The sequence below is a fragment of the Rhizobium subbaraonis genome (assembly GCF_900220975.1).
Taxonomy (GTDB): Bacteria; Pseudomonadota; Alphaproteobacteria; order Rhizobiales; family Rhizobiaceae; genus Mycoplana; species Mycoplana subbaraonis.
This window is the reverse complement of record NZ_OBQD01000022.1, coordinates 1-22591: the sequence shown is the minus strand read 5'-3', so window position 1 is coordinate 22591 and position 22591 is coordinate 1. Positions and strand designations below refer to the sequence as shown.

At 63.3% G+C, this 22591-nt stretch carries 19 protein-coding genes and 2 pseudogenes; 6 read left to right on the top strand and 15 right to left on the bottom strand.

From position 1 onward, the window contains the following. Positions 1-74: 74 nt before the first annotated feature. The 10 genes from CRO48_RS25640 to CRO48_RS25595 form a co-directional block, all read right to left on the bottom strand. Positions 75-2456, bottom strand: coding sequence for an aldehyde dehydrogenase family protein (locus CRO48_RS25640; RefSeq protein WP_097142608.1), 2382 nt, complete (start codon positions 2454-2456; stop codon positions 75-77). 9 nt (positions 2457-2465) lie between these two features. Then, on the bottom strand, positions 2466-3419 hold the full coding sequence (gene deoC / locus CRO48_RS25635; RefSeq protein WP_097142607.1) for a deoxyribose-phosphate aldolase: 954 nt from the start codon (positions 3417-3419) through the stop codon (positions 2466-2468). A gap of 34 nt (positions 3420-3453) precedes the next feature. Further along, positions 3454-4455: an ABC transporter permease gene (locus CRO48_RS25630; RefSeq protein WP_097142606.1), complete on the bottom strand. Its 1002-nt coding sequence runs from the start codon at positions 4453-4455 to the stop codon at positions 3454-3456. Next, positions 4448-5941 carry a sugar ABC transporter ATP-binding protein gene (locus CRO48_RS25625; RefSeq protein ID WP_245423668.1) on the bottom strand — a complete coding sequence of 498 codons (1494 nt, stop codon included), beginning with the start codon at positions 5939-5941 and terminating at the stop codon, positions 4448-4450. The genes CRO48_RS25630 and CRO48_RS25625 overlap by 8 nt, the downstream gene beginning before the upstream one ends. After that, on the bottom strand, positions 5938-6924 hold the full coding sequence (locus tag CRO48_RS25620; RefSeq protein WP_097142605.1) for a sugar-binding transcriptional regulator: 987 nt from the start codon (positions 6922-6924) through the stop codon (positions 5938-5940). The genes CRO48_RS25625 and CRO48_RS25620 overlap by 4 nt, the downstream gene beginning before the upstream one ends. Before the next feature lie 2 nt (positions 6925-6926). Continuing rightward, positions 6927-8438, bottom strand: a complete 1512-nt coding sequence (locus CRO48_RS25615) for an FGGY-family carbohydrate kinase (protein WP_097142604.1) — start codon at positions 8436-8438, stop codon at positions 6927-6929. A 65-nt stretch (positions 8439-8503) separates the two neighbouring features. Further along, positions 8504-9526 carry a galactitol-1-phosphate 5-dehydrogenase gene (locus CRO48_RS25610; RefSeq protein WP_097142665.1) on the bottom strand — a complete coding sequence of 341 codons (1023 nt, stop codon included), beginning with the start codon at positions 9524-9526 and terminating at the stop codon, positions 8504-8506. Positions 9527-9626: 100 nt separating this feature from the next. After that, positions 9627-10610, bottom strand: a complete 984-nt coding sequence (locus CRO48_RS25605; protein ID WP_097142664.1) for a substrate-binding domain-containing protein — start codon at positions 10608-10610, stop codon at positions 9627-9629. 472 nt (positions 10611-11082) lie between these two features. After that, complete coding sequence (locus tag CRO48_RS25600) at positions 11083-11943, bottom strand: urea carboxylase-associated family protein (protein WP_097142603.1); 861 nt, start codon at positions 11941-11943, stop codon at positions 11083-11085. A 24-nt stretch (positions 11944-11967) separates the two neighbouring features. After that, entirely contained in the window at positions 11968-12663 is a 696-nt protein-coding gene (locus tag CRO48_RS25595) for a GntR family transcriptional regulator (protein WP_210202026.1), read from the bottom strand. A gap of 431 nt (positions 12664-13094) precedes the next feature. On the opposite strand from CRO48_RS25595, the gene CRO48_RS25590 reads away from it, so the two are divergent. Together CRO48_RS25590 and CRO48_RS25585 are read left to right on the top strand one after the other, a co-directional pair. Continuing rightward, positions 13095-13880, top strand: coding sequence for a transporter substrate-binding domain-containing protein (locus CRO48_RS25590; RefSeq protein WP_097142602.1), 786 nt, complete (start codon positions 13095-13097; stop codon positions 13878-13880). Positions 13881-13977: 97 nt separating this feature from the next. After that, positions 13978-15468, top strand: coding sequence for an amino acid ABC transporter permease/ATP-binding protein (locus CRO48_RS25585; protein ID WP_097142601.1), 1491 nt, complete (start codon positions 13978-13980; stop codon positions 15466-15468). 72 nt (positions 15469-15540) lie between these two features. Here CRO48_RS25585 and CRO48_RS33310 read toward each other — a convergent pair whose 3' ends face one another. Then, positions 15541-15879, bottom strand: a complete 339-nt coding sequence (locus tag CRO48_RS33310; RefSeq protein ID WP_280952697.1) for a LysR substrate-binding domain-containing protein — start codon at positions 15877-15879, stop codon at positions 15541-15543. After that, positions 15879-16160, bottom strand: coding sequence for a LysR substrate-binding domain-containing protein (locus CRO48_RS33305; protein WP_097142599.1), 282 nt, complete (start codon positions 16158-16160; stop codon positions 15879-15881). Before CRO48_RS33305 ends, CRO48_RS33310 begins: the two co-directional genes overlap by 1 nt. Here CRO48_RS33305 and CRO48_RS25570 point away from each other — a divergent pair. Further along, positions 16160-16903, top strand: a complete 744-nt coding sequence (locus tag CRO48_RS25570) for an RraA family protein (RefSeq protein WP_097142598.1) — start codon at positions 16160-16162, stop codon at positions 16901-16903. The two genes, CRO48_RS33305 and CRO48_RS25570, sit on opposite strands and share 1 nt — an antisense overlap. Then, positions 16900-18066, top strand: a complete 1167-nt coding sequence (locus CRO48_RS25565) for an alpha-hydroxy acid oxidase (RefSeq protein ID WP_097142597.1) — start codon at positions 16900-16902, stop codon at positions 18064-18066. The genes CRO48_RS25570 and CRO48_RS25565 overlap by 4 nt, the downstream gene beginning before the upstream one ends. A 185-nt stretch (positions 18067-18251) precedes the next feature. Here CRO48_RS25565 and CRO48_RS25560 read toward each other — a convergent pair. Continuing rightward, positions 18252-18542: pseudogene (locus tag CRO48_RS25560) on the bottom strand (transposase); the annotation flags it as partial. Between the two features lie 285 nt (positions 18543-18827). Next, positions 18828-19847, bottom strand: coding sequence for a GlxA family transcriptional regulator (locus CRO48_RS25555; protein ID WP_097142662.1), 1020 nt, complete (start codon positions 19845-19847; stop codon positions 18828-18830). Between the two features lie 130 nt (positions 19848-19977). Between CRO48_RS25555 and CRO48_RS25550 the strand changes: the two genes are divergently transcribed. Then, positions 19978-21141: an S-(hydroxymethyl)glutathione dehydrogenase/class III alcohol dehydrogenase gene (locus tag CRO48_RS25550; RefSeq protein ID WP_097142596.1), complete on the top strand. Its 1164-nt coding sequence runs from the start codon at positions 19978-19980 to the stop codon at positions 21139-21141. A 229-nt stretch (positions 21142-21370) separates the two neighbouring features. Here CRO48_RS25550 and CRO48_RS32430 read toward each other — a convergent pair whose 3' ends face one another. Continuing rightward, positions 21371-21778 (bottom strand): HoxN/HupN/NixA family nickel/cobalt transporter, encoded by a 408-nt coding sequence (locus tag CRO48_RS32430; protein WP_176526897.1) that lies wholly within the window; start codon positions 21776-21778, stop codon positions 21371-21373. A 240-nt stretch (positions 21779-22018) separates the two neighbouring features. Between CRO48_RS32430 and CRO48_RS25540 the strand changes: the two are divergent. Further along, positions 22019-22483: pseudogene (locus tag CRO48_RS25540) on the top strand (IS110 family transposase); the annotation flags it as partial. Between the last annotated feature and the right edge of the window lie 108 nt (positions 22484-22591).

Here is a 22591-nt window from a genome sequence, read left to right as displayed (position 1 = left end):
GTTCGCTCGCAAAGATGACGATAGATCCGGAGGTCCCATGAGCGTCCTGGCGTTTCGAAACACCCGTCGCTCGTTCACTCTCCATACGGCAGCCAGATGGTTTTGACCTGGCACGCCCGCCGCAGGAACTCGCCGCCCTGCCCCTGGCGCGGATCGCGCCAGTCGCGCAGCCTGCCGTGATCAACCCATGTCGTCTTGAGGTTGCCGGCAGACGCGGCTTCGACCATCCGGGAACCCTCGTCGCTGCCGCAATACCAGACCGCAGCGACGTCGTCGTGCTCGGCAAGCGTCTTCGCCAGCACGTCGCGCTCGCCGGTGAGCAGATTGACGACGCCTGCGGGAATATCTGACGTCTCGAACACCTGGTAGAGACGTGTCGCGACAAGCGGATGGCTCTGGGCGGCGATCGCGACAACCCGGTTGCCGAGTGCAAGTGCGGGCAGGATCAGCGACAAGAGCGACAGCAGCGGCGCCTCGTCGGCGGCAACGACGCCGACGGTGCCGTAGGGTTCGTTGACGGTCATCGTCACATGTCGCGACTTCGTCGCTGTGACGGCGCCATCGAACTTGTCTGCCTGCGCCGCGTACCAGAAGGCGCGCCGGATCGCCAGTTCCACTTCCTCCTCCGGCTTCGGGCTTGCTCCGGTTGCTGCAAGCGCCGACACGAACTCGGCCCGACGCTGGCTCAGGTTCTCGGCGAGGAAATAGAGCACCTGGGCGCGATTGTGCCCGGTTACATTTCCCCAGCCCGTCGCCTTGCCTGCCGCTTCCACCGCATTGCGGACGTCCTTGCGATTGGCGAGGCCCGCCTGCCCGATCGCCTGGCCCGACTTGCCTAAGACGGTGTAGCTCTGTCCGCCGTCGGGCCGGACCTGCTTGCCGCCGATGTAGAGCTTAGCCGTCACGTCGATGTCGGGGCGGTCGGCCTTGCCCGTGAACGGGACGACCTGCGGCTGAAGCGCCGGCGCCGTCCGCGTCTTGCCCTGCCTGTCTGCGGGTATCGTCAGGTACTCGAGCAGGCCGGAGCGCCCGCCCTCGCGGCCGAAGCCGCTCTCGCGATAGCCGCCGAAAGGTGCTGCGGCATCGAACAGGTTGGTCGCGTTGATCCAGACGACGCCCGCCTTCACCCGCGCTGCCAGCTCGATCGCGCGGTTGACGTTCTCGGACCAGACCGAAGCGGCAAGCCCGTAGCGCGTGTCGTTGGCGAGCGAGACAGCCTCGTCGAGGGTCCGGAAGGTCAGGCTGGTGGCAACCGGTCCGAAGATCTCGACCTGCGACACGGTGTGGGCCGGCGCGGTGCCGGTGAAGAAGCCGGGCGCGCAGAAGGCGCCGCGCTTCGGCAGATCGACGGGCGCGAGATTGAGGGTGGCGCCCTCGACCTGGCCGGTCGCAAGCAGGCCCTTGATGCGGGCGAGCTGCTTTTGCGATACGACGGCGCCGATATCCATGGTCTTGTCCAGCGGGTCGCCGACGCGCAGGGTGGCCATGCGGCTCTTCAGCTTCTCGAAGAAGCGCGGGGCAATTCCCTCCTGCACCAGGATGCGCGATCCGGCACAGCAGACCTCGCCCTGGTTGAACCAGACCGCGTCGACCACACCTTCCACCGCCGCGTCGAGATCGGCATCTTCCAGCACGATGAAGGGCGACTTGCCGCCGAGTTCCAGGCTCAGCTTCTTGCCGGAGCCGGCGATCTGGCGGCGGATGATCCTGCCGACGTCGGTCGAACCGGTGAACGCGACCTTGTCGATATCAGGGTGCCCGGCGATCGCCGCCCCCGTCTCGCCGTCGCCGTGAACGATGTTGACGACCCCCGGCGGGAGCCCGATCTCGCTCAGGAGCTCCGCGAACGCAAAGGCGGTCATCGGCGTGAGATCCGCAGGCTTGATGACGACGGTGTTGCCCGCCGCCAGAGCCGGCGCGACCTTCCAGGCCAGCATCAGCAGCGGGAAGTTCCAAGGTATGATCTGGCCGCAGACGCCGACCGGCGCATGGTTCGGAAACTCGTCGGCAACGAGCTCGGCCCAGCCGGCATGGTGATAAAAGTGCCGGGCGACAAGCGGGATGTCGATGTCGCGTGTTTCGCGGATGGTCTTGCCGTTGTCCATGGTCTCCAGCACGGAGAAGAACCGCTCGCGCTTCTGGATGTGGCGGGCGATGGCGTAGAGATATTTCGCGCGCTCGTGGCCGGAAAACGCCGACCATTTCGGCAGCGCGGCGCGGGCGGCCCGCACCGCTGCGTCCACATCGCCGGCGTTGCCCTTTGCGACCCGGCCGATCACCTCTTCCGTCGCCGGATTGGAGACCTCGATAAGTTCGCCCTCGGCTGTGGTGAACTTGCCGTTGATGTAGTGGCCGAGCCCGGCCGAACGGGCTTGGAGCCAGGCCTTGACTTCGGAGTTGCTTTCGGGTGCGGGGCCATATTCCATGGTTTGCATGATGTCCTTGATGGAAGGCATGGTCTTTCCTCAGGCCAGCGCGTGGCGGTTGGCGGCCGAGTACCGGCCCGTGACATGGTGTTCGAGCTGGCGTTCGATATCGCCGAGCATGGAGGATGCGCCGATGCGGAAGAGATCCGGCATCATGAAGCGCGTGCCGAGTTCCTCCTTCATCAGGATCAGCCAGTTCATTGCGTCCTTGGCGGTCCTGAGGCCGCCGGCCGGCTTGAAGCCGACCATCTGACCGGTGCGGTCGCGGTAGTCGCGAAGCGCGCGGACCATCGTCAGCGACACCGGCAGGGTGGCGTTGACGTCCTCCTTGCCGGTCGACGTCTTGATGAAGTCCGAACCGGCCTGCATGGCGACCATCGAGGCCTTGTAGACATTGGTCAGCGTCTTCAGGTCGCCGGTGGCAAGGATCGCCTTCATGTGCGCCGGGCCGCAGGCTTCTCGCATCGCCCTGATCTCGTCATAGAGTGCAGCCCAGTCGCCCTTAAGCACGTGCTCGCGGGTGATGACGATGTCGATTTCCTTCGCCCCCTGCTCCACGGCATAGCGGATCTCGCCCAGCCGCAGCGGCAGCGGCGTCAGGCCGGCGGGGAAGCCGGTGGCGACCGAGGCGACGGGAATGCCCGAACCTTCGAGCGCCATTACCGCATGCGCCACCATCGTCGGATAGACGCAGACCGCGCCGACGGTCACCTTCTCGATGCCGAGCGCTTCGAGGAGGTCCGCGCGTACCGGCGTTCGAGCCTTGGCGCACAGGCGCTGGACGCGGTCCTCCGTGTCATCGCCGGCCAGCGTCGTCAGGTCGATGCAGGTGATCGCCCGCAGGAGCCAGGCGGCCTGCCACTCCTTCTTGACGGTGCGGCGGGTCGGCAGGCTCGCCGCACGCCGCTCGGAAGCGCTCAGGTTGACGGCGTGGGCGTCGAACCAATCGGGCATGAGGGGAGAACCCTCCGGACGGGGGAAATGTTCTGTCATGGCAATGTCCAGCGTTGGGCGTTGGGCGGCGGGCTCAGGCCCGTCCGCGGCGGATGTCGATGAAGCGATTGAGCAGGATGGCGGCGACGATGATCAGACCGGTCACGGTCATCTGGTAGAACGAACCGAGGCCCAGCAGGTTGAAGATGTTGCGCAGCACCTGCAGCAGCATCACGGCGAAGAAGGTGCCGAGCACGCCGCCGCGACCGCCGAAGAGCGAAGTGCCGCCGAGGACCACGGCAGCGATGGCATCGAGCTCCAGGCCCTGGGCGGCAGTCGGCTGGCCGATGCGCAGGCGTGAGGTGAGCAGAATGCCGCCGAGTGCGCTCATGATCCCCGAAACGGTGAAGACGAGGACGAGAATGCGCTTCGTCGGCAGGCCCGAAAGGCGGGCCGCCTCTGCATTGCCGCCGGTCGCGTAGACGGATTCGCCAAAGACCGTGAAGCGAAGCAGGGCGCCGGCAGCGATGCACAGAACGATGAAGATCAGTCCCATCGAGCTGATCTGCGCGCCCGGAAACAGCGGGATCATCGTGGACGAGATCGCCCCGAAGCTCGGCGGCAGCCCGGAGACGGGCACACCGTCGGTCAACAGGTAAGTGACGCCGCGGAAGGAGACCAGGCCGGCCAGCGAGACGATGAAGCTCGGCACTTCTGCCAGCGCGGTGATCAGTCCGATCGTCGCGCCGGCGGCCGCGCCCGTCAGGATGGTGATGGCGATCGCCGGCAGGATAGGCATGCCACCCGCAAGCAGCACCGCCACGAGCATGCCGCACAGCGCAACCACGGAGCCGACGGAAAGGTCGATGTTTCCTGTCAGGATGACAAAGGTCATGCCGATCGCGACGACGCCGACGACCGCCGCCTGCTGGAACAGGTTGGCGATGTTGGTTGGCGTCATGAAGTTGGGCGACAGGATCGCCGCGATCGCGACGACGACCAGGAAGATGAAGATGAAATTGTACTCGATCGCCAGATCGATGAGGCGGCGTCCGGAACGCTGCATGGGCGGAGCTCCCGTCACGGTGTCAGTCATGGTGATGTTCTCCGAGAATCTGATGCTTCAGGATCGTGTCCTGATCGGTGGTGGCCGGATCGAACCGGGCGATGTTCCGCCCCTCGTGGAAGACCCAGATGGTGTCGCAGGCCGCGTAGAGCTCCTCCAGCTCCGACGAGGCGACGATCACCGCGGCGCCGTTGGCGGCCAGTTCCTCCACCAGCCGGTAGAGGTCGGCCTTGGCGCCGATGTCGAGACCGCGCGAGGGTTCGTCGAGCAGAAGCAGGCTGGCGCCCTTGATGATCCACTTCGCCAGCACGACCTTCTGCTGGTTGCCGCCCGAAAGCTGGATGACCTTCTGTTCCGGCGCGCCATACTTCGTCGAAAGTTGCCTGAGGACCGGGACGGTTTTCGCCTTCAGTTCGCCGTGCCGGGCGAGGAAGTTTCCCTGCATCGCGGGCAGCGTGGCATTTCGATAGATCGGCGCATCCAGAATGAGGCCTTCGGTCTTGCGGTTTTCCGGGACGAGACCGAGCCCGGCCCTGATCGCGTCGCGCGGGGCCTTTGGCCGGTAGGGCCGGCCATTGAGCGACATCTTTGCCTCGCTGACCTCCGCACCGAAAAGTGCCTTGAGGAACGAGGTCCGGCCCGAGCCGTTGAGGCCGGTCAGCCCCGAAATCTCCCCGCGGCGAAGTTCGAAGTCGCGGATATCGAGGCCCTGCGCCGCCGTCAGCCGGTCGACCTTCAGGACGACGTCGCCCGTCACGGGCGGGCGTGGCCGGCGTTCGACGAGCGTCCGGTTGCGCCCGAGAATCGCTTCGACAAGCGCGCTGTCGGGGGTGCCTGCGACATCGAAGGTCTCGATCGTCTGACCACCCCGCAGCACCGTCACGCGATCGCCGATCTCCCGCAGCTCGCCAAGCCGGTGGCTGACATAGAGAATGGCCACGCCCTGTGCGGTGAGTTCGCGAATGACGCGGAAGACGGCTTTGAGCTCCGTCTCGTTGAGCGCAGCCGAGGGCTCGTCCATGATGATGACCTTGGCATCGCGGGTCAGCGACCTTGCGATGGCCGTCAGCTGCTGGTTGGCGATCGACAGGCTGCCCACCCGGTCTTCCGGCGAAAAGGTCGCCCCGACGCGGGCCAGCGCCTCTTTTGCGCGGTTCCGGCGCGTCCGCTTGTCGAGGAAGCCGAAACGCTGCGGCGGATGGCCGAGGAAGAGATTTTCGGCCACCGTCAGTTGCGGCACCAGATCCAACTCCTGGTAGATCATCGATATTCCGGCGGTGGCGGCCTCGGCCGGCGCGCGAAAACTCACCTTGCGTCCGTCGACGCGCATTTCTCCGCCGGACGGCGACAAAGCGCCGGCAATCAACTTCAGGAACGTCGACTTGCCGGCGCCGTTTGCGCCCAAAAGGCAATGCACCTCGCCCTTGCGGACCGAGATGTTGGCGTCAGCGAGCGCCACGATGTTGGGCGGGAATCGCTTGGACAGCCGCTCGATGCTGAGCACGTCCTCCATCATGCAGTCTCCTCCAGTATGCGCCGCGCCGTGCCCTCGTCCGTGACGAGGTCGGTGACGTAGCCGGCCCGCAGGCAGGCCGCCGCGATCAGATGCTTGTCTTCGCCGGCCGCGACCCCGATCACCCGCTCCTTGCGCGCAAGCGCATCGAGCCGCAGACCGATAGTCCGGTCGTCCAGATGCCGGTCGGCGATCCGCCCCTCCCGGTCGACGAAACGCCCCATGATGTCGCCGACGGAATTCAGCTTTCTGAGCCGGGCGATGTCGTCCTCGTCGAGATAGCCCGAGCCGAGCAGGACCGACTGGTGGGTCAGTCCGCCGAGGCCGAAGCAGATGACGGGCGCCTCGTCGGCGAGCGTCAGCACCCTGTCGATGATCGGATCCTGTTCGAGCGCGTCTCTGGTCGAACGCGATCCCATGATGGCGGGGACGGGCAGCAGCGTCGCGCGCCCGCCCGCGGACTGGGCGATTTCCTCGGCGACGGCCGAATTGCGGCTCGTCGTGGTCGTCAGAGCCGTGGATCCGTTGACCAGAACCACATGCAGGCCGGGGCACCAGTCTTTCGGCAGCGCGCGGGCGACCGCGGCCATGGTGCGCCCCCAGCTGACGCCCATCAGGGCCGGCTTGGGGCTCAGGCTGGCAAGATGGGTCGCCGCCGCCTGCGCGACACTGTCGATGATGAGGCTCGGATCCTCGATGTCGCCGATTGGAACGACGATCGCCTCACGGACGCCGAACTGTCGCTGCAATTCGACCTCGAGCGAGGTCCGCCGGCCGGCGCGCGGGGTGATCTCGATGCGGACGATCCCCGCCTCCTTGGCCTCGGTCAGCAGCCGACCGACCTGCCAGCGGGTCAGTCCGAGTTCGGTCGCGATGTCGGACTGGGTGCGGTCGAGATCGTAGTAGAGCTTGGCAACCTGAACCATCAGGTGATCGCGTTGCTCGTTGATCGGCAGCCGCGCCGAGTAGGGATTGCGTTCGGCCACGTTCAGCCTCCCATCTGCCGGCGGGCGAGCTGGTGCAGCACCGGGCGCAGTTGCTCCGTCGCCTCCTGATAGAGGGGCAATGTACGCGCGAACCATGCGGCCCGCGCGGGATCGGGCGTCAGCTCGCTTGCCGGCGCGACGCACGCGCGTGCCGCCGCCTTCAGGTCGGAGAAGACGCCGATCGCAGAAGCTGCGGCCACCGCCGTGCCGACCAGCGAGAGATTGTCCTCGCGCGCCACCTGGACCGGCAGGCCAAGCGCGTCCACGGTTGCCTGGAGCCAGGCCGCATTCTTCACAATGCCGCCCGCCATCATCACGCGGTCCACCGCCACGCCGCGTGCTTTGAGCACCGACAGGACGTTGGCCGAACCGAGCGCGAGGGAATCGACCGCGGCCGCGTAGATGTCCGTCCGCGTATGGCCCAGCGTCAGTCCCATCAGGGCGCCACGCAATGCTGCGTCGCGATAGGGCGTGCGGTTGCCCATCATGTAGTCGAGCGCGAGAAGGCCTTCAGAGCGGCCGGGTGATGCCGCCACCGCCTCGATCAGGGCCGCGTGACCGGCCTGATCGAGGCCGAACATTTCGCCGGCCAGCCAGTTCAGCATCGAACCGGCGGCCACCTGCCCGCACTCGACGAGCCAGTGTCCGTCGGTGAGGGCGTTGGGATACGGGCCCCAGAAGCCGGAGACGTCCGCCTCCCCTGCCAGCTGAACAAGCTGCACGATCGAGGTGCCGCCGATGAACAGCATGCCGCCCGGCTCAACGGTATCGGCGCCGAGAATTCCGATATGCGCGTCGATGCCGCCCTGAGCGACGATCGGCCGGTTTTCAAGGCCGAGGTCGGCCGCCATGGCCGCACGCATCGGGGCGATGACGCCGCCCACCGGCACGATGTGCTGCGGCAGGCGGTCGATGAGGTCCGCTACTCCGAGGTTCTCGTATATTTCCGGGACGAAGCTGTGCCCTTCGCTGTCGTAATTCCACTTGCAGGCCGCGTTCATGCGCGAACCGACCCATTCGCCGGTCAGGTCGAAGTTGACGTAGTCCAATGCCTCGCAGACGACTTCGGCCTTCGACCACAGTTCGGGTTGATGGCGTTTGAGCCACATCGATTTCGGCACCAGCCATTCGACGGCATCGGAGCCGCCGCAGAAGCGCATGACCGGATGCGTCAGGCGCGCGGTTTCACGCGCTTCCGTTTCGGCGCGGCAGTCCATCCACAGGATGGCCGGGGCAAGCGGCGTGCCGTCGCGCAGGCAGACGGCGACGGTCGAGGCGGTCGTGGCAGTGCACACGGCATCGACGGTCCTGCGCCCCGTCTTTTCAAGGACGGCGCGACCGGCAAGGCGCAATGCTGCGCGCCACTCGTCGGGCGACTGCTCGGCCCAGCCGGCGCGAGGATAGCGCGTGGCATAGGGGGCATCCGCCTGTCCGAGCATCTGGCGGCGGTCGGTGTCATAGACACCCGCCCGAACGCCGCCTGTGCCGAAGTCGAAGCTCAGAATATGAGCCATGTCCGATTGTCCTCCTCAAACGTGCGTCTCAGACGGCCCCGGCCTCCTGATTCCGGGGCGCATCGTCACGGACGGAACATGATCTTGGAGAAGAAGAAGCCGCGATCGGTGCGAAGCCGTTCGAAAATGCCGGGCAACTCCTCCAGTCCCAGCTCGTGGGTGATCATGAATTCCCATTTCAGGGCGCCCGACGCAAGCTTGTCGAGGGTCACGGTCCACTGCGCGCCCGGATAGGGGGCGCCGAAGGAGTTCCATGAACCATGCAGCGAAACCTCCTGGCGCAGGAAATGCTGGAACGCCGCGTTCGAGAGCGGGACCTCGCCGACCGGTATCCCGATGAAGACTACGTGGCCGCCCGGTGCGGCGAGCTTCACCGCGGCGTTGATCGAGCTCGGATGGCCCGCCGCCTCGACGATCACGTCCGACAGAAGTGTCTTCGGCAGATCGGCGCCCGACAGCAGCGTGTGGGTCGCGCCGGCCTGCCGCGCAAGTTCAAGCTTGTCCTCGGAGACGTCGATCGCCACGACCTCGCGCGCGCCCATCAACAGCATCCACTGGATCGCAAAGAGCCCGATCGGGCCGCAGCCGATAACGGCGCCGCGATCGCCCATGCGCACCCCGCCCGCCTTCCAGATCGCGTGAAGGGCGATCGATGCCGGGTCGACCATGGCGGCGGCGCGGGGATCGCAGCCTTCCGGCGCCTTCAGCAGGTTTTCGACGGGCGCACAGACCCACTCGGCATAGGCCCCGTCACGGCGCGAACCGAAGTAGTCGTAGTCCCGGCAGCGCGAGAAGTTTCCGGTCGCGCACTGGTCGCAGGTGCCGCACGGCAGCATGGGGGGCACGGTCACGAGATCGCCCTTGGCAAAGCCGCTGACGCCGGCACCGATCTCCTCGATGTGTCCGGAGAACTCGTGGCCGCAAATGATCGGCATCTTGTGGGCGCCCTTGATCAGCATGCGCGGCAGGTCCGACCCGCAAACGCCGACGGCGGCCACGCGCAGGAGGACTTCTCCCGGGCCTGTCACAGGCTTTGCCACATCTTCGAGGCGAATGTCTCCGGGGGTGTGAAGTACGGCTGCACGCATGTAGATCGATCCTTTGAATGCGACTGGGCAGTCGCCGGCCGTGATCGGCCGGCGTTCGTCAAGCAGGAGGGGCACATGGCCCCTCCCACCTTCTTGGGAGTTACTTGTCGAGGATCTGCGGACGGTATTCCGCAAACAGCGCGGCATGCGGGAACTGCCCGACGTTGTCCGGCGTCACGAGCGCGGTGCCGGCATCGACGAAGGCGGGGACGGTTTTGCCGGCCGCGGCCTCGCGCGCAACCTGGATCGTGACGTCGCCGAGGTACTGCGGGTCGTTCAGGGCGGTCGCGACGTATTGGCCGCCTGCAGCCATCGTCTCCAGCGCCTCGGACAGGCCGTCGACGCCGGCGATCAGCACATCGTCGCGGCCATTTTCCTTGAGCACCTGCATCGCACCCAGCGCCATGTCGTCGTTGTGCGCGTAGACCACCTTCACGTCGGAATTCGCCTGCAGCAGGTCCTGCATCGCGGTCACCGCGTTTGCGCGAATGTATTCGGCATACGGTCCTTCGGTGATGGCATGGCCGGAGCCCTCGATGGCGGCGTGGAAGCCGTCGCGGCGATCCATCATGACGGCGCCGCCGGCATCGCCCTGGATCTCGATGATCTTCGCACCCGTTATGCCGTCGGCCTTGAGCTTGGCGACGACAGCCTCGCCGACGAGCTTGCCCATCGCCTTGTTGTCGCGCCCGACATGCGCGGCAACCTTGCCGCCGGTAACCGGGCGGTCGACGGTGATCACGGGGATGCCGGCAGCCGCGGCCGCTTCAAGCGAAGGCGCGACGGCTTCCGGGTTGACCGGATTGATGATGATCGCGTTGACGCCCTGGGTGATCAGATCCTGAATGTCGTTGTTCTGCTTGCTGACGTCGCCATTGGCGTCGAGAAAGACCAGCGTGTCGCCGGAAGCCTTCGCGGCGGCCTCTGCGCCGGTCTTCAGCTGCACGTAGAACGGCGACTGGAGCGTGACCTGGCTGAAGCCGATCTTGAGCCCTTCGGCGTGCGCGGCACCGGATACGGCGAGCATGGCGATGGCAGACGCTGCCGTTGCAAGGCTGGCCAGAATTGTACGACGGGTTTTCATGCGGTCCTCCCGGATTGAAGCAAATGAACGATTGCCCTCCTCGGCAATCAGCATTTGTGATAAATATTCACTTATGCTGAATTCATGCCGCCATGAAGGCATCCCGCTTGTCAACCGAGCGCCTTCGGAAAAAATCAGACGTGAAATAAGGTGTTGTTAAATCGTTATTATTTTTCATTTTGCCATCCGAGGGCACGCCGCCGCGCAGATGGAAACTCGATTGTTGTCTACTCGAAAATCAACTCAAGATTGATTTGGGAACCCGCATTTGTTGGATTGTGCACCGCAAATGGTGCACCCAAACCATGTGCGGAAGCGGGATGGCGAGATTGGCCGCCGAGACGGCAGCGCCAAATGGGCCGGAACCGAACGGGTGATCCTTGGCGGCTGTGGCCCTTGAGGCCTTGGTCCCGATTGCCGGCAGTGGTCCCCTGCCCGCCCACTGCCTGACAGGGGACCGAATTGCGAAGCCTCAGACGCCGTGCGAGCCGTCGTAACCGTTCAGCTGCGGCGGCTGCCAGCCTTCCGGCAATGCTTGCGGCCTGTAGATCTCCACTTCGAGCGGATAGCAGGCGGCGGTGTCGGAGGAATGCTCAGACGAGCAGTCTCCGCCGGGGCAGGCCGACATGCAGCCGAGAAGGTCGATCTCGGCGAAAAACTCCAGGTAGTCGCCCGGGCGCACCGGGCTCGCCTTCATGAAGTACTGGCCGGTATCGCGGGTGAAGCCGGTGCACATGAACACGTTCAGGACGTCGTGGATATGGTCGGCGGCTTCGGCAAGCGGCTTGCCCGTCTGCCTGGCAAAGGCGCGGGTGAGGTTCGAGTGGCAGCAGTGGTGATACTGGCCGCCATGGCTGAGGAGATTGTGGGTGTAGGGATCGCAGCGCGTGCCGATCACGTCATGCACCGAGCCGCCGAATTCGTCGAACCCGTACCAGTCGAGCGTGTCGTGGGTGATGGTGGCGATCGGGCGCAGATAGGGCATGTTCGAGAACAGCTGATCGCCGAGGCCGACATGGGTGCCGTTCAGAGCCCGCGTCTTGCCGGTATAGAGACGTTCGCTGAGATTGTGGGCGTTGAACAGGTTGAGATCGCCAACCTGCGATCCCTCGCTGCAGAGAATACGACAGAAGTGTCCGGCGGGCACGGACCAGCAAGCGGCATCGCGCGCGGGAACGGTGACGCGATCGACAAGCTCGAGATTTTCGCGCACGGCACGATAGGTCGCCAGATCGGGGCGCGGCAGCGTCTCGACCGGATAGCAGATGACGGGCGCGATTGCCTTGCGGGCGGCCGCATCCTGCGGGGCATTGGTGATGGGCTTGGGTTTCATCCCTGTTGTTCTCCGTGTCGTATGTCAGTCTGCGGCAGGTGCTGCGGATCTGGAGGGGCGGGGCAGGCCGTGGGATCGCGCCGCCTCCAGCACGACGCGCTCGGATTCCTGCAAATAGAGCTCAAGCGCCCGGGATGCTCCTGCGCGGTCGCCATCGCAGAGCATGCTGCAGATCTCGACATCGCGCGCCACCCACGGCTCCTGGAAACGGCGGGCGTCGCTGGCAAGCGAAAATGCAAGCCGGGCCTGCGCGGCGACCGAAGCAAAGAGCTCGTCGAGCCGGGGACTGCCGATGAAGCTCACGATCTGGCGGTGGAACTCGAGAGACGCGGTGCCGCTCTGCTTCCAGTCGCGCGCGAGTGCGGCGCGCTGCACCGCCTCGACACGCTCGACAAGTTCGGCCATGGCCTCCTTCGAGGCGTAGGCGCTGCAGGTCACGCCCCGAAGCTCGAGCGTGAGGCGGATCGTGTAGATTTCGCTGATCTCGGCGGAGGTCAGGGCCCGCACGGTCGCGCCATGGTGTGGACGATGCTCGATCAGGCCCTCGGCGACGAGGTCGCGCAACGCCTCGCGCAGTGTGTTGCGGGAGACGTTCAGGGCCTCCGCCCAGATGACCTCGCGCAAGGGCGTGCCCGGCGCCAACTCGCCGCGCAGAATCTTGTCGCGCAGCAGTCCGGCAGCGGTCTGTGAAAGAACGAGGGGGCGATCGGGTTCGGGCACGAGTATCTCCTTTCGATATAATTTGTTGAACAAAATTTTCCTGTCAAGGCGCTTTCTGGGCATTGCGTCCCGCATAGAGAGTTCATGGCAATGGTTATTGACGTCGGTCCAGGCTCTGTTCGTGCGCTTCCAATCCTCAAGATTGTCGAACATTATGTGCTTCGCGGACGTGATAGGCGAGGTTTTCGCAGGAATTCGACTTTTCTGAATTCGGGGCAAAACCTGAGAGTTTTCGACGGAAAGCGAGCGAAATTGAATAATTATGACGAAAAATCCGATGAATCGCACCCGAAGCCGATCCTGATTCCGATCAGTGACTCCCGTTGCAAGGCGCAGTCACCCAGGTCGAAGCGCATGACGCTGTTCATAAAGGTGTTGCATTCTCAACATTGTTCAACAAAGATGGCGCCATTCATCGAGAGGAACGCATCATGCAGAAAATTATGGCCGGCGCCATTTTCCTTGTGGCATCGCTGACAGCCGCCCAGGCCGAAGATCTTCGGGTCGGGGTGGATCTCACCTATCCGCCCTACAACTACTTCGACGAATCCAACCAGCCTGCCGGCTTCGACGTGGAGTTGATGAAGCTTATCGGCAAGAAGAGCGGCGGCAACGTCTCGTTTCTCGACACACGCTTCGAAAACCTGATCCTCGGCGTTTCCGGCGGGCAGTTCGACGTGATCGCCTCGACGCTCTATGTCACGCCGGCCCGCGCACAGCAGATCGACTATGTGCCCTACATGAAGACCGGCGTCTCGATCGCCGTCTCCGCCAGCGGCGGCCAGAGCTTCGCCAAGCCGGAGGAACTGTGCGGCAAGCGTGTCGGCTCGATCAAGGGCGCAGCCTGGATCCCCGAGCTTGAGAAGCTGAATGAGACGGCCTGTGCCGGCAACCCGATCGACTCCCGCGAGTTCCCGACTTCCCCTGAGGCCACCCAGGCGGTGATGTCCGGCGGCGTCGACGCGCAACTCGAAAACTCCGCGGTGCTGGCGGATGCCTCCGTCAAGCTGAACGGACGCCTGAAGGTGACCTCGACCGAACAGCTTTATCCGGTGATCGTCGGTTTCGGCGTGAAGAAGGGTAACGAGCAGCTTGCGACCTTCCTGCGCGAGACGCTGGCCGGCCTCGAGGGAGACGCGGACTACGAAGCGCTCTTCAGCAAATATGGCGTGGCGAAGTCCACAGAGGCCGAATTCAAGGACGCCATCGCACAATAAGGGGTAGCTGCCGGGCCGGGCTCGCGCCCTGTCCGGCCAGCTGTCCGATGCGGCATTGCGCGGCGCTCCGGCGCCGCCGAACGAAGAAGCAGGTCCCATGAACTTTGACTGGAACTATCTTTTCAGCCTGGCGCTTTATCCCGATTTCTGGCGAGCCACAGCCCTGGTCGCCTGGCTCGGCGTATTGACCTGGGTCATCGGGACCGTGCTCGGCTTCCTGCTGGCGCTGGCGCGCCAGTCCGCGCTGCGCCCGGTGCGCTGGTTTGCCAAGACCTACATCTGGCTGTTCCGCAGTCTGCCCCTTCTGGTGCTGCTGATCTTCGTCTACAACCTGCCGCAGTTCGCGCCTTCACTCTCGCCGGTGCTGTCGGTACCGTTCTGGGCGGGGCTCATCGCGCTGGTCATCTCGGAGACCGCCTATCTGGCGGAGATACATCGCGCCGGGTTGATTTCCGTGGATCAGGGCCAGCACGAGGCGGCCCATGCGCTCGGCGTGCGGCCGGTCGGAAAGTACCGGCACATCATCCTGCCGCAGGCGATCCGCGTCGCCCTGCCTTCGCTCGGCAACGAATTCATCACCATCGTCAAGCTGACCTCGCTGGTGTCGGTGATCTCGCTTGCCGAAATCCTACTGGTGGGACAGCGGCTCTATACCCGCAACTTCATGGTGATCGAAACGCTCGTCGCGGTTTCGTTCTACTATGTCCTGGTGGTCTCGGTGTTTGGCCTGTTCCTGTCGCGGATTGAAAAGCGACTCGACATCGCGCGCATGACGGGCGCGGAAATTTCCGTCCCGGCGGCCGTCGCTACCGAGGCGCCGGCGACCGCGCGCCGTGTCAGCGACGAAGTCGTGGTTGCGCTCGATCGCGTCCGAAAGGACTTCGGCGACAAGCGAGCGCTCGCGGATGTCTCGCTGAAAGTCAACAAGGGCGAAGTGGTCAGCATCATCGGTCCGTCCGGCTCCGGCAAGACGACGCTGATCCGCACCGTCAACGCGTTGCAGGATATCGACGCCGGCCGCATTGCCCTTGACGGCGCGGACTGGATCAGCGCCGAGGGGAATTATCGGCTGGCGCCGGACTTCCATGGCCGTGTCACACGGTTGGGCATGGTCTTCCAGTCCTTCAATCTGTTTCCGCACATGACGGTTCTGCAGAACGTCACTTTCGGGCCGCGTTATCACGGAAGCGGCAATACCGACGCCCTGCGCGTGGCCGCAATGGGCCACCTCGCCCGCGTCGGCATGGCAAGCCATGCGAACAAATATCCCCACCAGCTGTCGGGCGGCCAGAAGCAGCGCGTGGCGATCGCCCGTGCGCTGGCGATGGATCCGGAAATCATGCTGTTTGACGAGCCGACCTCGGCGCTGGATCCCGAACTGGTCGGCGAGGTGCTACAGGTCATCGAAAGCCTGGCGCGCGACGGCATGACCATGATCATCGTGACGCACGAGATGCGCTTCGTCAGCCGCGTCAGCGACCGGGTGGTGATGATGGAGAACGGTCATGTCGTGGCCGACATGACCGCCGCCGAACTGGAAGCCTCCCCCGTCGACAGCCGCATCCGCCGCTTCATGCTGCAAGGCTGAGCGTGGCACCAGTGAAAGGCGCGACAATGAAAAGACCGGCGATCATCCAATCGCCGGTCTTTCTGTTTCGGGTCATTGCGTGAGGGGCTCCCCTCCGGAAGGTCTGTCGTTGGTGCGGATGCGGTTGCCGCAGCCAAGCCAGTTGCGCCAAATCGGCTTCTTATGGCTACGGTCTTCCCAGGGTGGCGACCAATCCGGCACGAGCGCCACGCCGAACCCGCTGTCGACGAGAACGGCGACCGCGTCCAGCGTCACCAGTTCGAACCGTAGGCGGGGCCGCAGATTTGCAGCACTCAGATAATCGTCAATGATCCGGGCCGCCCAGTTGGAGCGATCCTGCCGAATGAAGGGTTCCCGAGCCAGCAGCGTGTGCGGATCCACCTCGGCCAAGCTCTTCGGCGCAAGCAGCATCATCGGCTCCTCGCGCAGCAACTGCCAGCCCAGCTGGCGAGTTGGAAGGGTGGCCTGACGATGATCGCTCCGTCGAGCTGGCCGTCGAGCACCCGGCTATAGAGGTCGAGGGAGCGGGCGGGCGCGATGTCGATCACCAGATCCGGATGCTGCTCGCTGCAGGCCATCAGGATCCGTGGCAGGATACCGGTAATTCCGTTGGGGATGGATCCGACACGCAGAGCACCCCGGATCGCGGCCGCAAAGCTGCGGTCTTGCCAAGCCTCCCGGAGACAAAACAATGACGATCGGCTTTAGGATCAGGAAAAGTTGGACACGCGTCAGCCATGATGCTGTCGAGCAATTCCGCAACCTTCCGGTTGCGAATGTCAGTGACTGCATGTCGCGAATGTTTGCAGGCGGCGCGAACCTCAAACGCATGGACCGCGACGGTGTCTTGGCCGGACCGGCGCTCACCGTCAAAACCCGACCGGGCAGTAATCTGTTGCTGCACAAGGCTATCGAGATGGCGCAGCCGGGCGATGTCATCGTGGTCGATGGCGGCGGGGAAACGAGCGCTGCCGTCATGGGCGAGATGATGATGCTTCAGGCGATCCAGCGTGGCATCGCCGGTTTCGTGATCAACGGTGTCATTCGCGATGCCGATGCTCTCATGGAGATCAACCGTCCGATCTTCGCACTCGGGGCTACCCATCGCGGACCACACAAGGACGGCCCGGGCGAGATCGGCTTTGCCGTTTCCATCGGCGGCATAGTGATCGAGGCGGGAGACCTGCTGCTCGGGGACGGCGACGGGGTGCTTTGCGTCCCGCGCGATCAGATCGAGCCGATCCACCTTGCCGCGCTGAAGAAACAGGAGGCCGAAGGCCGCCAGATCGAGCAGACGCTTGCCGGCGCTCTCGACCGGTCATGGATCGACAGATCGCTTCATGAACTCGGCTGCGAATTCGTCGAATATTGCCTGAAGGCAGGGCAAGCCCCGATACATCGACGCAGGATGATAAGTGAAAGGCAGATTGAATGAGCGGGAAATCCGCCCGGCTGCGCCGGATACTTTCTTTGGACGACCTGGAGACGGCGGCGCGCCGCTTCCTTCCCCGCCCGATCTTTGGCTACGTCTCGGGTGCGGCTGAAACCGGCGCCTCCCTACGTGGCGACCGGGAGGCCTTCGATGAATGGTCGTTCGTACCGAGGGTCTTGAACGACGTGTCTAAACGCACGACGGAGACAACGCTTTTCGGAAAACGCTACACCGTACCGTTCGGCATTGCTCCCATGGGTATATCGGCCCTTGTTGCCTATCGCGGTGATCTTGTCCTTGCAGAAGCTGCGCGAGACGCCAACATGCCGATGATCGTCAGCGGCTCCTCCCTGACACGCATGGAAGAGATAGCGGCGACATATCCCGGCGCCTGGTTTCAGGCCTATGTGCCCGGCGAGCCGGCGCGCATCGACGCCCTGCTGGAGCGCGTTGCGGCTGCCGGCTTCGGGACGCTTGTGGTAACCGTCGACGTGTCTGTCTCCGCCAATCGCGAAACCAATATACGAACCGGGTTCTCCACCCCGTTGAGACCATCGCTGCGGCTGGCATACGATGGACTTATCCGCCCGCGCTGGACGGTAGGAACGTTTTTGCGGACGCTGACGCACGGCATTCCGCATTTTGAGAATTCCCAGGCTACGCGCGGCGCACCCATTATCGCCAAGAATGTGATGCGGGACTTCGGTGCCCGGGATCATCTCAATTGGACACATCTTGCGCAGATACGCCGGCGTTGGCCGGGCACGCTGGTGGTGAAGGGCATTCTTGACGCCCGCGATGCCACGCTCGCTGCGGATCATGGCGCAGACGGCATCATCGTATCCAATCACGGCGGCCGGCAGCTGGATGGCGCAATCGCGCCCCTGCGCGCATTGGAGTCGATCGCTCAACACAGCGGTGGGGTAAAGGTCATGCTGGACGGGGGTATTCGCAGGGGCTCGGACGTTCTGAAGGCGCTTGCCCTAGGCGCCGAGTTCGTATTCGTCGGGCGACCTTTTCTCTATGCGGCGGCGCTGGGCGGAACTTGCGGCGTGAACCATGCCATCGACATCCTGAAGCAGGAGGTCCGTCGCAATCTCGGCCTCGTCGGCGTTTCCAGTCCAGGCGAGATCACACACGACGCACTTGCCCGATCGGCGTGTTGAAGGACCGCCATCGACTGTCGGCAGCCGCACAGCCGGAGCCATGAAACGGCAGCGATGAATGACCTCGGCCTCGTAGAAGGCCGTTGATCGTTTCAGCGAGGGCGTTGATGCTCCTATATCTTTCAAGGCTCAGAAAGCTGGGAAGCGGATTGCGTGCAGAGATATCGGTATATCTCCCTGATGACATATGCAGAGGCCTTGCGCAAAATCTCGTTGGCCTGACGAAGCTCACGGTTCTCCCGTTCCAGAGCCTTCATCTTCTCCGCGACGTCACTCGGCAAACCTGAACACTTGTCGCTGTCGACCTCGGCCTTCTTCACCCACTCATTGAGCGTATGCGCCGAGCAGCCGATCTTGGCGGCTATGGAAGATACTGCCGCCCATCGCGAAGGATGTTCGGCTTCATGCTCCGTCACCAATCGAACAGCGTGGGCACGGACCTCAGGGGAGAACTTGTTCGTCGTCTTGCTTGTCATAGACCCTGCTTCTCACGAGTTGGGGTCTCCGCCAAAGCCGGGGCGGTTCACTACAACCACAAAGATCACCTGTACGGTAGACATGCAGGCGCGTTGCTGTCTCCCCAAATCGCGCGGTCAATGTCCGGTTCGGGCCGACAGCAGACTTCAGCCGTTTGTTCGTTCCGAATAATTCCACGGCAGAAGCTCATCGATGCGACGTTGCCTGTGACCGTTGTGTTTCGGCGTGCAAGTTTTGGACGCCGATTGACAGCTCTAACCCGAAACACAGCGTAATACTGCGCGCTATCCGCCAACCCGCGCGCTCGTGAAGCGCTCGCGATACTCGCGCGGCGTCAAAGAGAACCGGCGGGAAAAAGCCTTGCGCATCTGCTCATCGGAGCGAAAGCCGGATTGAAAGGCGATGGCTTTCATCGGCAGATCGGTATCAAGCAACAAAGTGATGGCTCGTTCGCAGCGGGCGTTCTCCAGATAGTTCGCTGGAGAAACGCCGAGTTCAGTTACAAACAGACGCGAGAAGTTACGTGCGCTCATCCCCGCTTGCTTCGCCATATCCAGAACGCGAAGGGGCTCGTGGAGGTTGGCAAGAATCCACGCTTGCAGATCGCGCATTCCGGGCGGGCCGGTCATCTGACTGCTCAAAATGGAACTGAACTGTGATTGCCCACCCGGTCGCTTGAGATAGATAACCAAGTCGCGTGCCACGTTTAGAGCAAGATCGCGACCAAAATCCTGCTCCACGAACGCAAGCGTCAGGTCGATCGCCGCTGTCACACCTGCTGACGTCCAGAGATTGCCATCCTGGACGAAGATCGCATCGGCATCGACGCGGATTTCGGGGAAGCGCCTTTGCAACAGATCAGCAACGCTCCAATGCGTTGTCACGCGCCTTTTGTTCAAGACGCCTGCCGCTGCGAGAAAGAAACTGGCCGAGCAAAGCGCAGCAAACCGTTCGGCCTCAAAAGCTCGCCTTCGGCACCAATCCACCAATCCGGCTTCGTGGAGAAGCGCCGCTTCGATGTCGAGCGCTCCCGCTAACATCACGGTTGCCAGGCTGCCTTTCTCCGGTAACGCCGTCGAGACCTCGATTGACAAGATCGTATCGGATGGGATCGTTCCCGGATGTGGAGCAGTCAGCGTAATGCCGTATCGCCTGGGATCACCACGAACTTGCAGATGGCGGTTGGCGTAGGTCAGAACGTTGACAGGTCCAACCGCCTCCATCGATTTGAAACCGGGATAAATCACCATATAGACCGGATGCGTGGCCGCAGCAGTTCGGTCGGTATCTGCCCTGTTATCCATCCAACCCAACGCCATCCTCCGCTTTCGCTGACACAGGTAGTTTGTCCGAAATCGCCTGCTCACATGCATTCGACCACATGATGATCTGTTATAACGTAAACACTCACTGTTCAACGTCAGGAGACACGTTATGAAAACCCGCGCCGCCATCGCATGGGAGCCGAATCGCCCGCTTGAGATTGAGGAGGTCGACCTCGAAGGCCCTAAGGACGGAGAAGTCCTTGTGCGCATCGTCACCACCAGCCTTTGCCATACCGACATGTTCACGCTATCGGGCAAAGACCCCGAAGGGCTTTTTCCGGCCATCCTCGGGCACGAAGGCGTCGGCATTGTCGAGGAGATCGGTCGGGGCGTCACCTCGGTCCAGACGGGCGATCACGTGATCCCGCTCTACATCCCCGAAGACCCGAATTGCCCCTATATCAAGTCGGGCAAGACAAATTTGTGCCAGACGATTCGCGAAACTCAGGGACGCGGCGTCATGCCTGATGGCACATCACGTTTCTCCCACAAGGGAAAGATGATCCATCACTACATGGGCACCAGCACATTCAGCGAGTATACGGTATTGCCCGAGATTGCCGTCGCGAAAATCTCGAAGGAAGCGCCGCTGGCGAAGGCAAGCGTCATGGGATGCGCCATCCCGACAGGTATGGGCGCCGTGCGAAACGCCGCCAAGGTGGAGCCGGGCTCAACGGTCGCAGTCTTTGGTCTGGGAGCCGTCGGAATGGCTGTCATCCAAGGCGCCAGGCTGGCCGGTGCGAGCCGGATCATCGGTATCGACACCAACCCCAACAAGTTCCCGCTAGCCCGCACTCTCGGAGCCGGCGACTGCATCAACCCAAAGAACTTTTCTCAGCCCATTCATGAGGTTATCATCGATATGACCAATGGCGGGGTGGATTATTCCTTCGAATGCATTGGCAACGTCAAAGTAATGCGTTCGGCGCTGGAATGCTGCCATAAGGGTTGGGGCGAATGCACGGTGATCGGAGTTGCGGGCGCCGGTGAGGAGATCGCTACCCGGCCGTTTCAGCTCGTCACCGGGCGGGTGTGGCGCGGCTCGGCCTTCGGCGGCGTCCGAGGCCGGTCTCAGCTTCCCGGTATGGTCGATGAATGGCTGCGCGGCGAGTTCGATGTCGATCCCTACATCACCCACAACATGACGCACGAACAGATCAACACCGCCTTCGATCTGCTTCATGCAGGCGAATCCACCCGTTCCGTGATCCACTTCCGTCCGCAGGACACGATGCTGGTCAACAACCTGCCCGGAAAGATCGTGCCCGCCTGACACAGGGCCTAAGACTTCTCGGTCCTTGAGCCTTCAACGAAGCGCCTTGGAAGACATTGCTGCTGTGATCTTTGTCATGGCGCTTCGCCTCACGGCATTGGATCGATACTGTCGACAATATTTCAGACCCAAAATAGGATCAGCCGAGGCGGAGGATATAGGAGAGCCTTCTCGGCGGTAAGAGCACTTCTTATCGACGGGTGTTGAGTGCGTTATCATCGCAAAATGCTCATTGCCAAGCATCGACGAGAAACAGTCCCGTCAGCATCGTGACCCCGAAGAGGAACACCGTGCAAGCCCCGGCGAACTCGAAACATATGGCGAAACGTTCTCCTCCGCCCGCGCCCGACAGGGCGAGCCGCGCGAGGAACCTGCGCGACAGCACCGACAAGGCGGCGACGATGATGACCGTCAAGGCAGTTCCCGCCGCCATGGCCAGCACGGACATCGTCCCGGCCAGTGCGAGATGGCGTGACAGCGCAAAGACCAGCACGATCAGGGCACCCGAACACGGGCGCAGGCCGATCGAAAGGATCGCCTGAAGCTTTTCCTTCCAGGACGCTCCCGGACCGGCCGTTGCCAGCCGATCGACGGGTAGGCACCTGCATGCCGTATCGTGCCGGTGAGCCCCCCTCACCTCCTCGCATGCGAATGAGCCCGTTGGACGCTCTACCCTTCCCCATCGATGCGCAAGCAGCCGACCCTTCGACACGAGAAGATTCAGGCCCAGCAGGGTGATCAGGCCGTAGCTTCCCAATTCGAGCTTGTCAGTAAGACCATATGTCCGTCTTCGTGGCTGAGGTGGCTCGCCCCTACACTGGTCTTCCGAGGGTTGCTCGGACAGGCCGAGGCGATCCTCATCACAGGAGGACGAGCCGTGGCAGATTATAGAGAAGTGTTCGTTGGAATCGACGTCGCCAAACGGAAGAATGCGATTGCCGTCGCCGAATCCGGCCGGGAGGGAGAGGTTCGCTTCTGGGGTGAGGTTGACGCGTCTGATACGAGCATGCGCCGCCTCATCCAGCGGATAGCGGCAAAGTTTGACCGCGTTCAATTCTGCTACGAGGCCGGACCAACCGGATACGGGCTGCATCGGCTGATCCGATCGCTCGGCCATGAATGTGTGGTCGTCGCTCCATCATTGATCCCCAGGAAGCCGGGCGGCAGGGTAAATACCAACCGTCGAGATGCGCTCGCGCTCGCCCGGCTATTGAGGGCCGGCGAGCTCATGGCGGTGTGGGTTCCCGACGAGGGCCATGAGGCGATGCGCGACCTCGTCCGCGCCCGGGCTGCGGCTGTCGAGACGTTGCGGGTTCACCGGCAACAGATCAGCGCTTTCATGTGTTGATTTCCATTGAGAGCTGATGGAGTGGATGCCCCCTCCCGACGGCATCGCAATGTGCCAGAGTGATGTTCGCCAGAACGTCACTAGAGGAGAGAGCATCCATGA

Bases quoted from the DNA above. Each gene is read 5' to 3' on its own strand.
- CRO48_RS25555 (WP_097142662.1), bottom strand. From the start codon at position 19,847: ATGGATAACAGGGCAGATACCGACCGAACTGCTGCGGCCACGCATCCG.
- CRO48_RS25615 (WP_097142604.1), bottom strand. From the start codon at position 8,438: ATGGCTCATATTCTGAGCTTCGACTTCGGCACAGGCGGCGTTCGGGCG.
- CRO48_RS25585 (WP_097142601.1), top strand. From the start codon at position 13,978: ATGAACTTTGACTGGAACTATCTTTTCAGCCTGGCGCTTTATCCCGAT.
- CRO48_RS25610 (WP_097142665.1), bottom strand. From the start codon at position 9,526: ATGCGTGCAGCCGTACTTCACACCCCCGGAGACATTCGCCTCGAAGAT.
- CRO48_RS25605 (WP_097142664.1), bottom strand. From the start codon at position 10,610: ATGAAAACCCGTCGTACAATTCTGGCCAGCCTTGCAACGGCAGCGTCT.
- CRO48_RS25600 (WP_097142603.1), bottom strand. From the start codon at position 11,943: ATGAAACCCAAGCCCATCACCAATGCCCCGCAGGATGCGGCCGCCCGC.
- CRO48_RS33310 (WP_280952697.1), bottom strand. From the start codon at position 15,879: ATGCTGCTTGCGCCGAAGAGCTTGGCCGAGGTGGATCCGCACACGCTG.
- CRO48_RS25640 (WP_097142608.1), bottom strand. From the start codon at position 2,456: ATGCCTTCCATCAAGGACATCATGCAAACCATGGAATATGGCCCCGCA.
- CRO48_RS25570 (WP_097142598.1), top strand. From the start codon at position 16,160: ATGACGATCGGCTTTAGGATCAGGAAAAGTTGGACACGCGTCAGCCAT.
- CRO48_RS25590 (WP_097142602.1), top strand. From the start codon at position 13,095: ATGCAGAAAATTATGGCCGGCGCCATTTTCCTTGTGGCATCGCTGACA.
- CRO48_RS25625 (WP_245423668.1), bottom strand. From the start codon at position 5,941: ATGATGGAGGACGTGCTCAGCATCGAGCGGCTGTCCAAGCGATTCCCG.
- CRO48_RS25550 (WP_097142596.1), top strand. From the start codon at position 19,978: ATGAAAACCCGCGCCGCCATCGCATGGGAGCCGAATCGCCCGCTTGAG.
- CRO48_RS25630 (WP_097142606.1), bottom strand. From the start codon at position 4,455: ATGACTGACACCGTGACGGGAGCTCCGCCCATGCAGCGTTCCGGACGC.
- deoC (WP_097142607.1), bottom strand. From the start codon at position 3,419: ATGACAGAACATTTCCCCCGTCCGGAGGGTTCTCCCCTCATGCCCGAT.
- CRO48_RS25565 (WP_097142597.1), top strand. From the start codon at position 16,900: ATGAGCGGGAAATCCGCCCGGCTGCGCCGGATACTTTCTTTGGACGAC.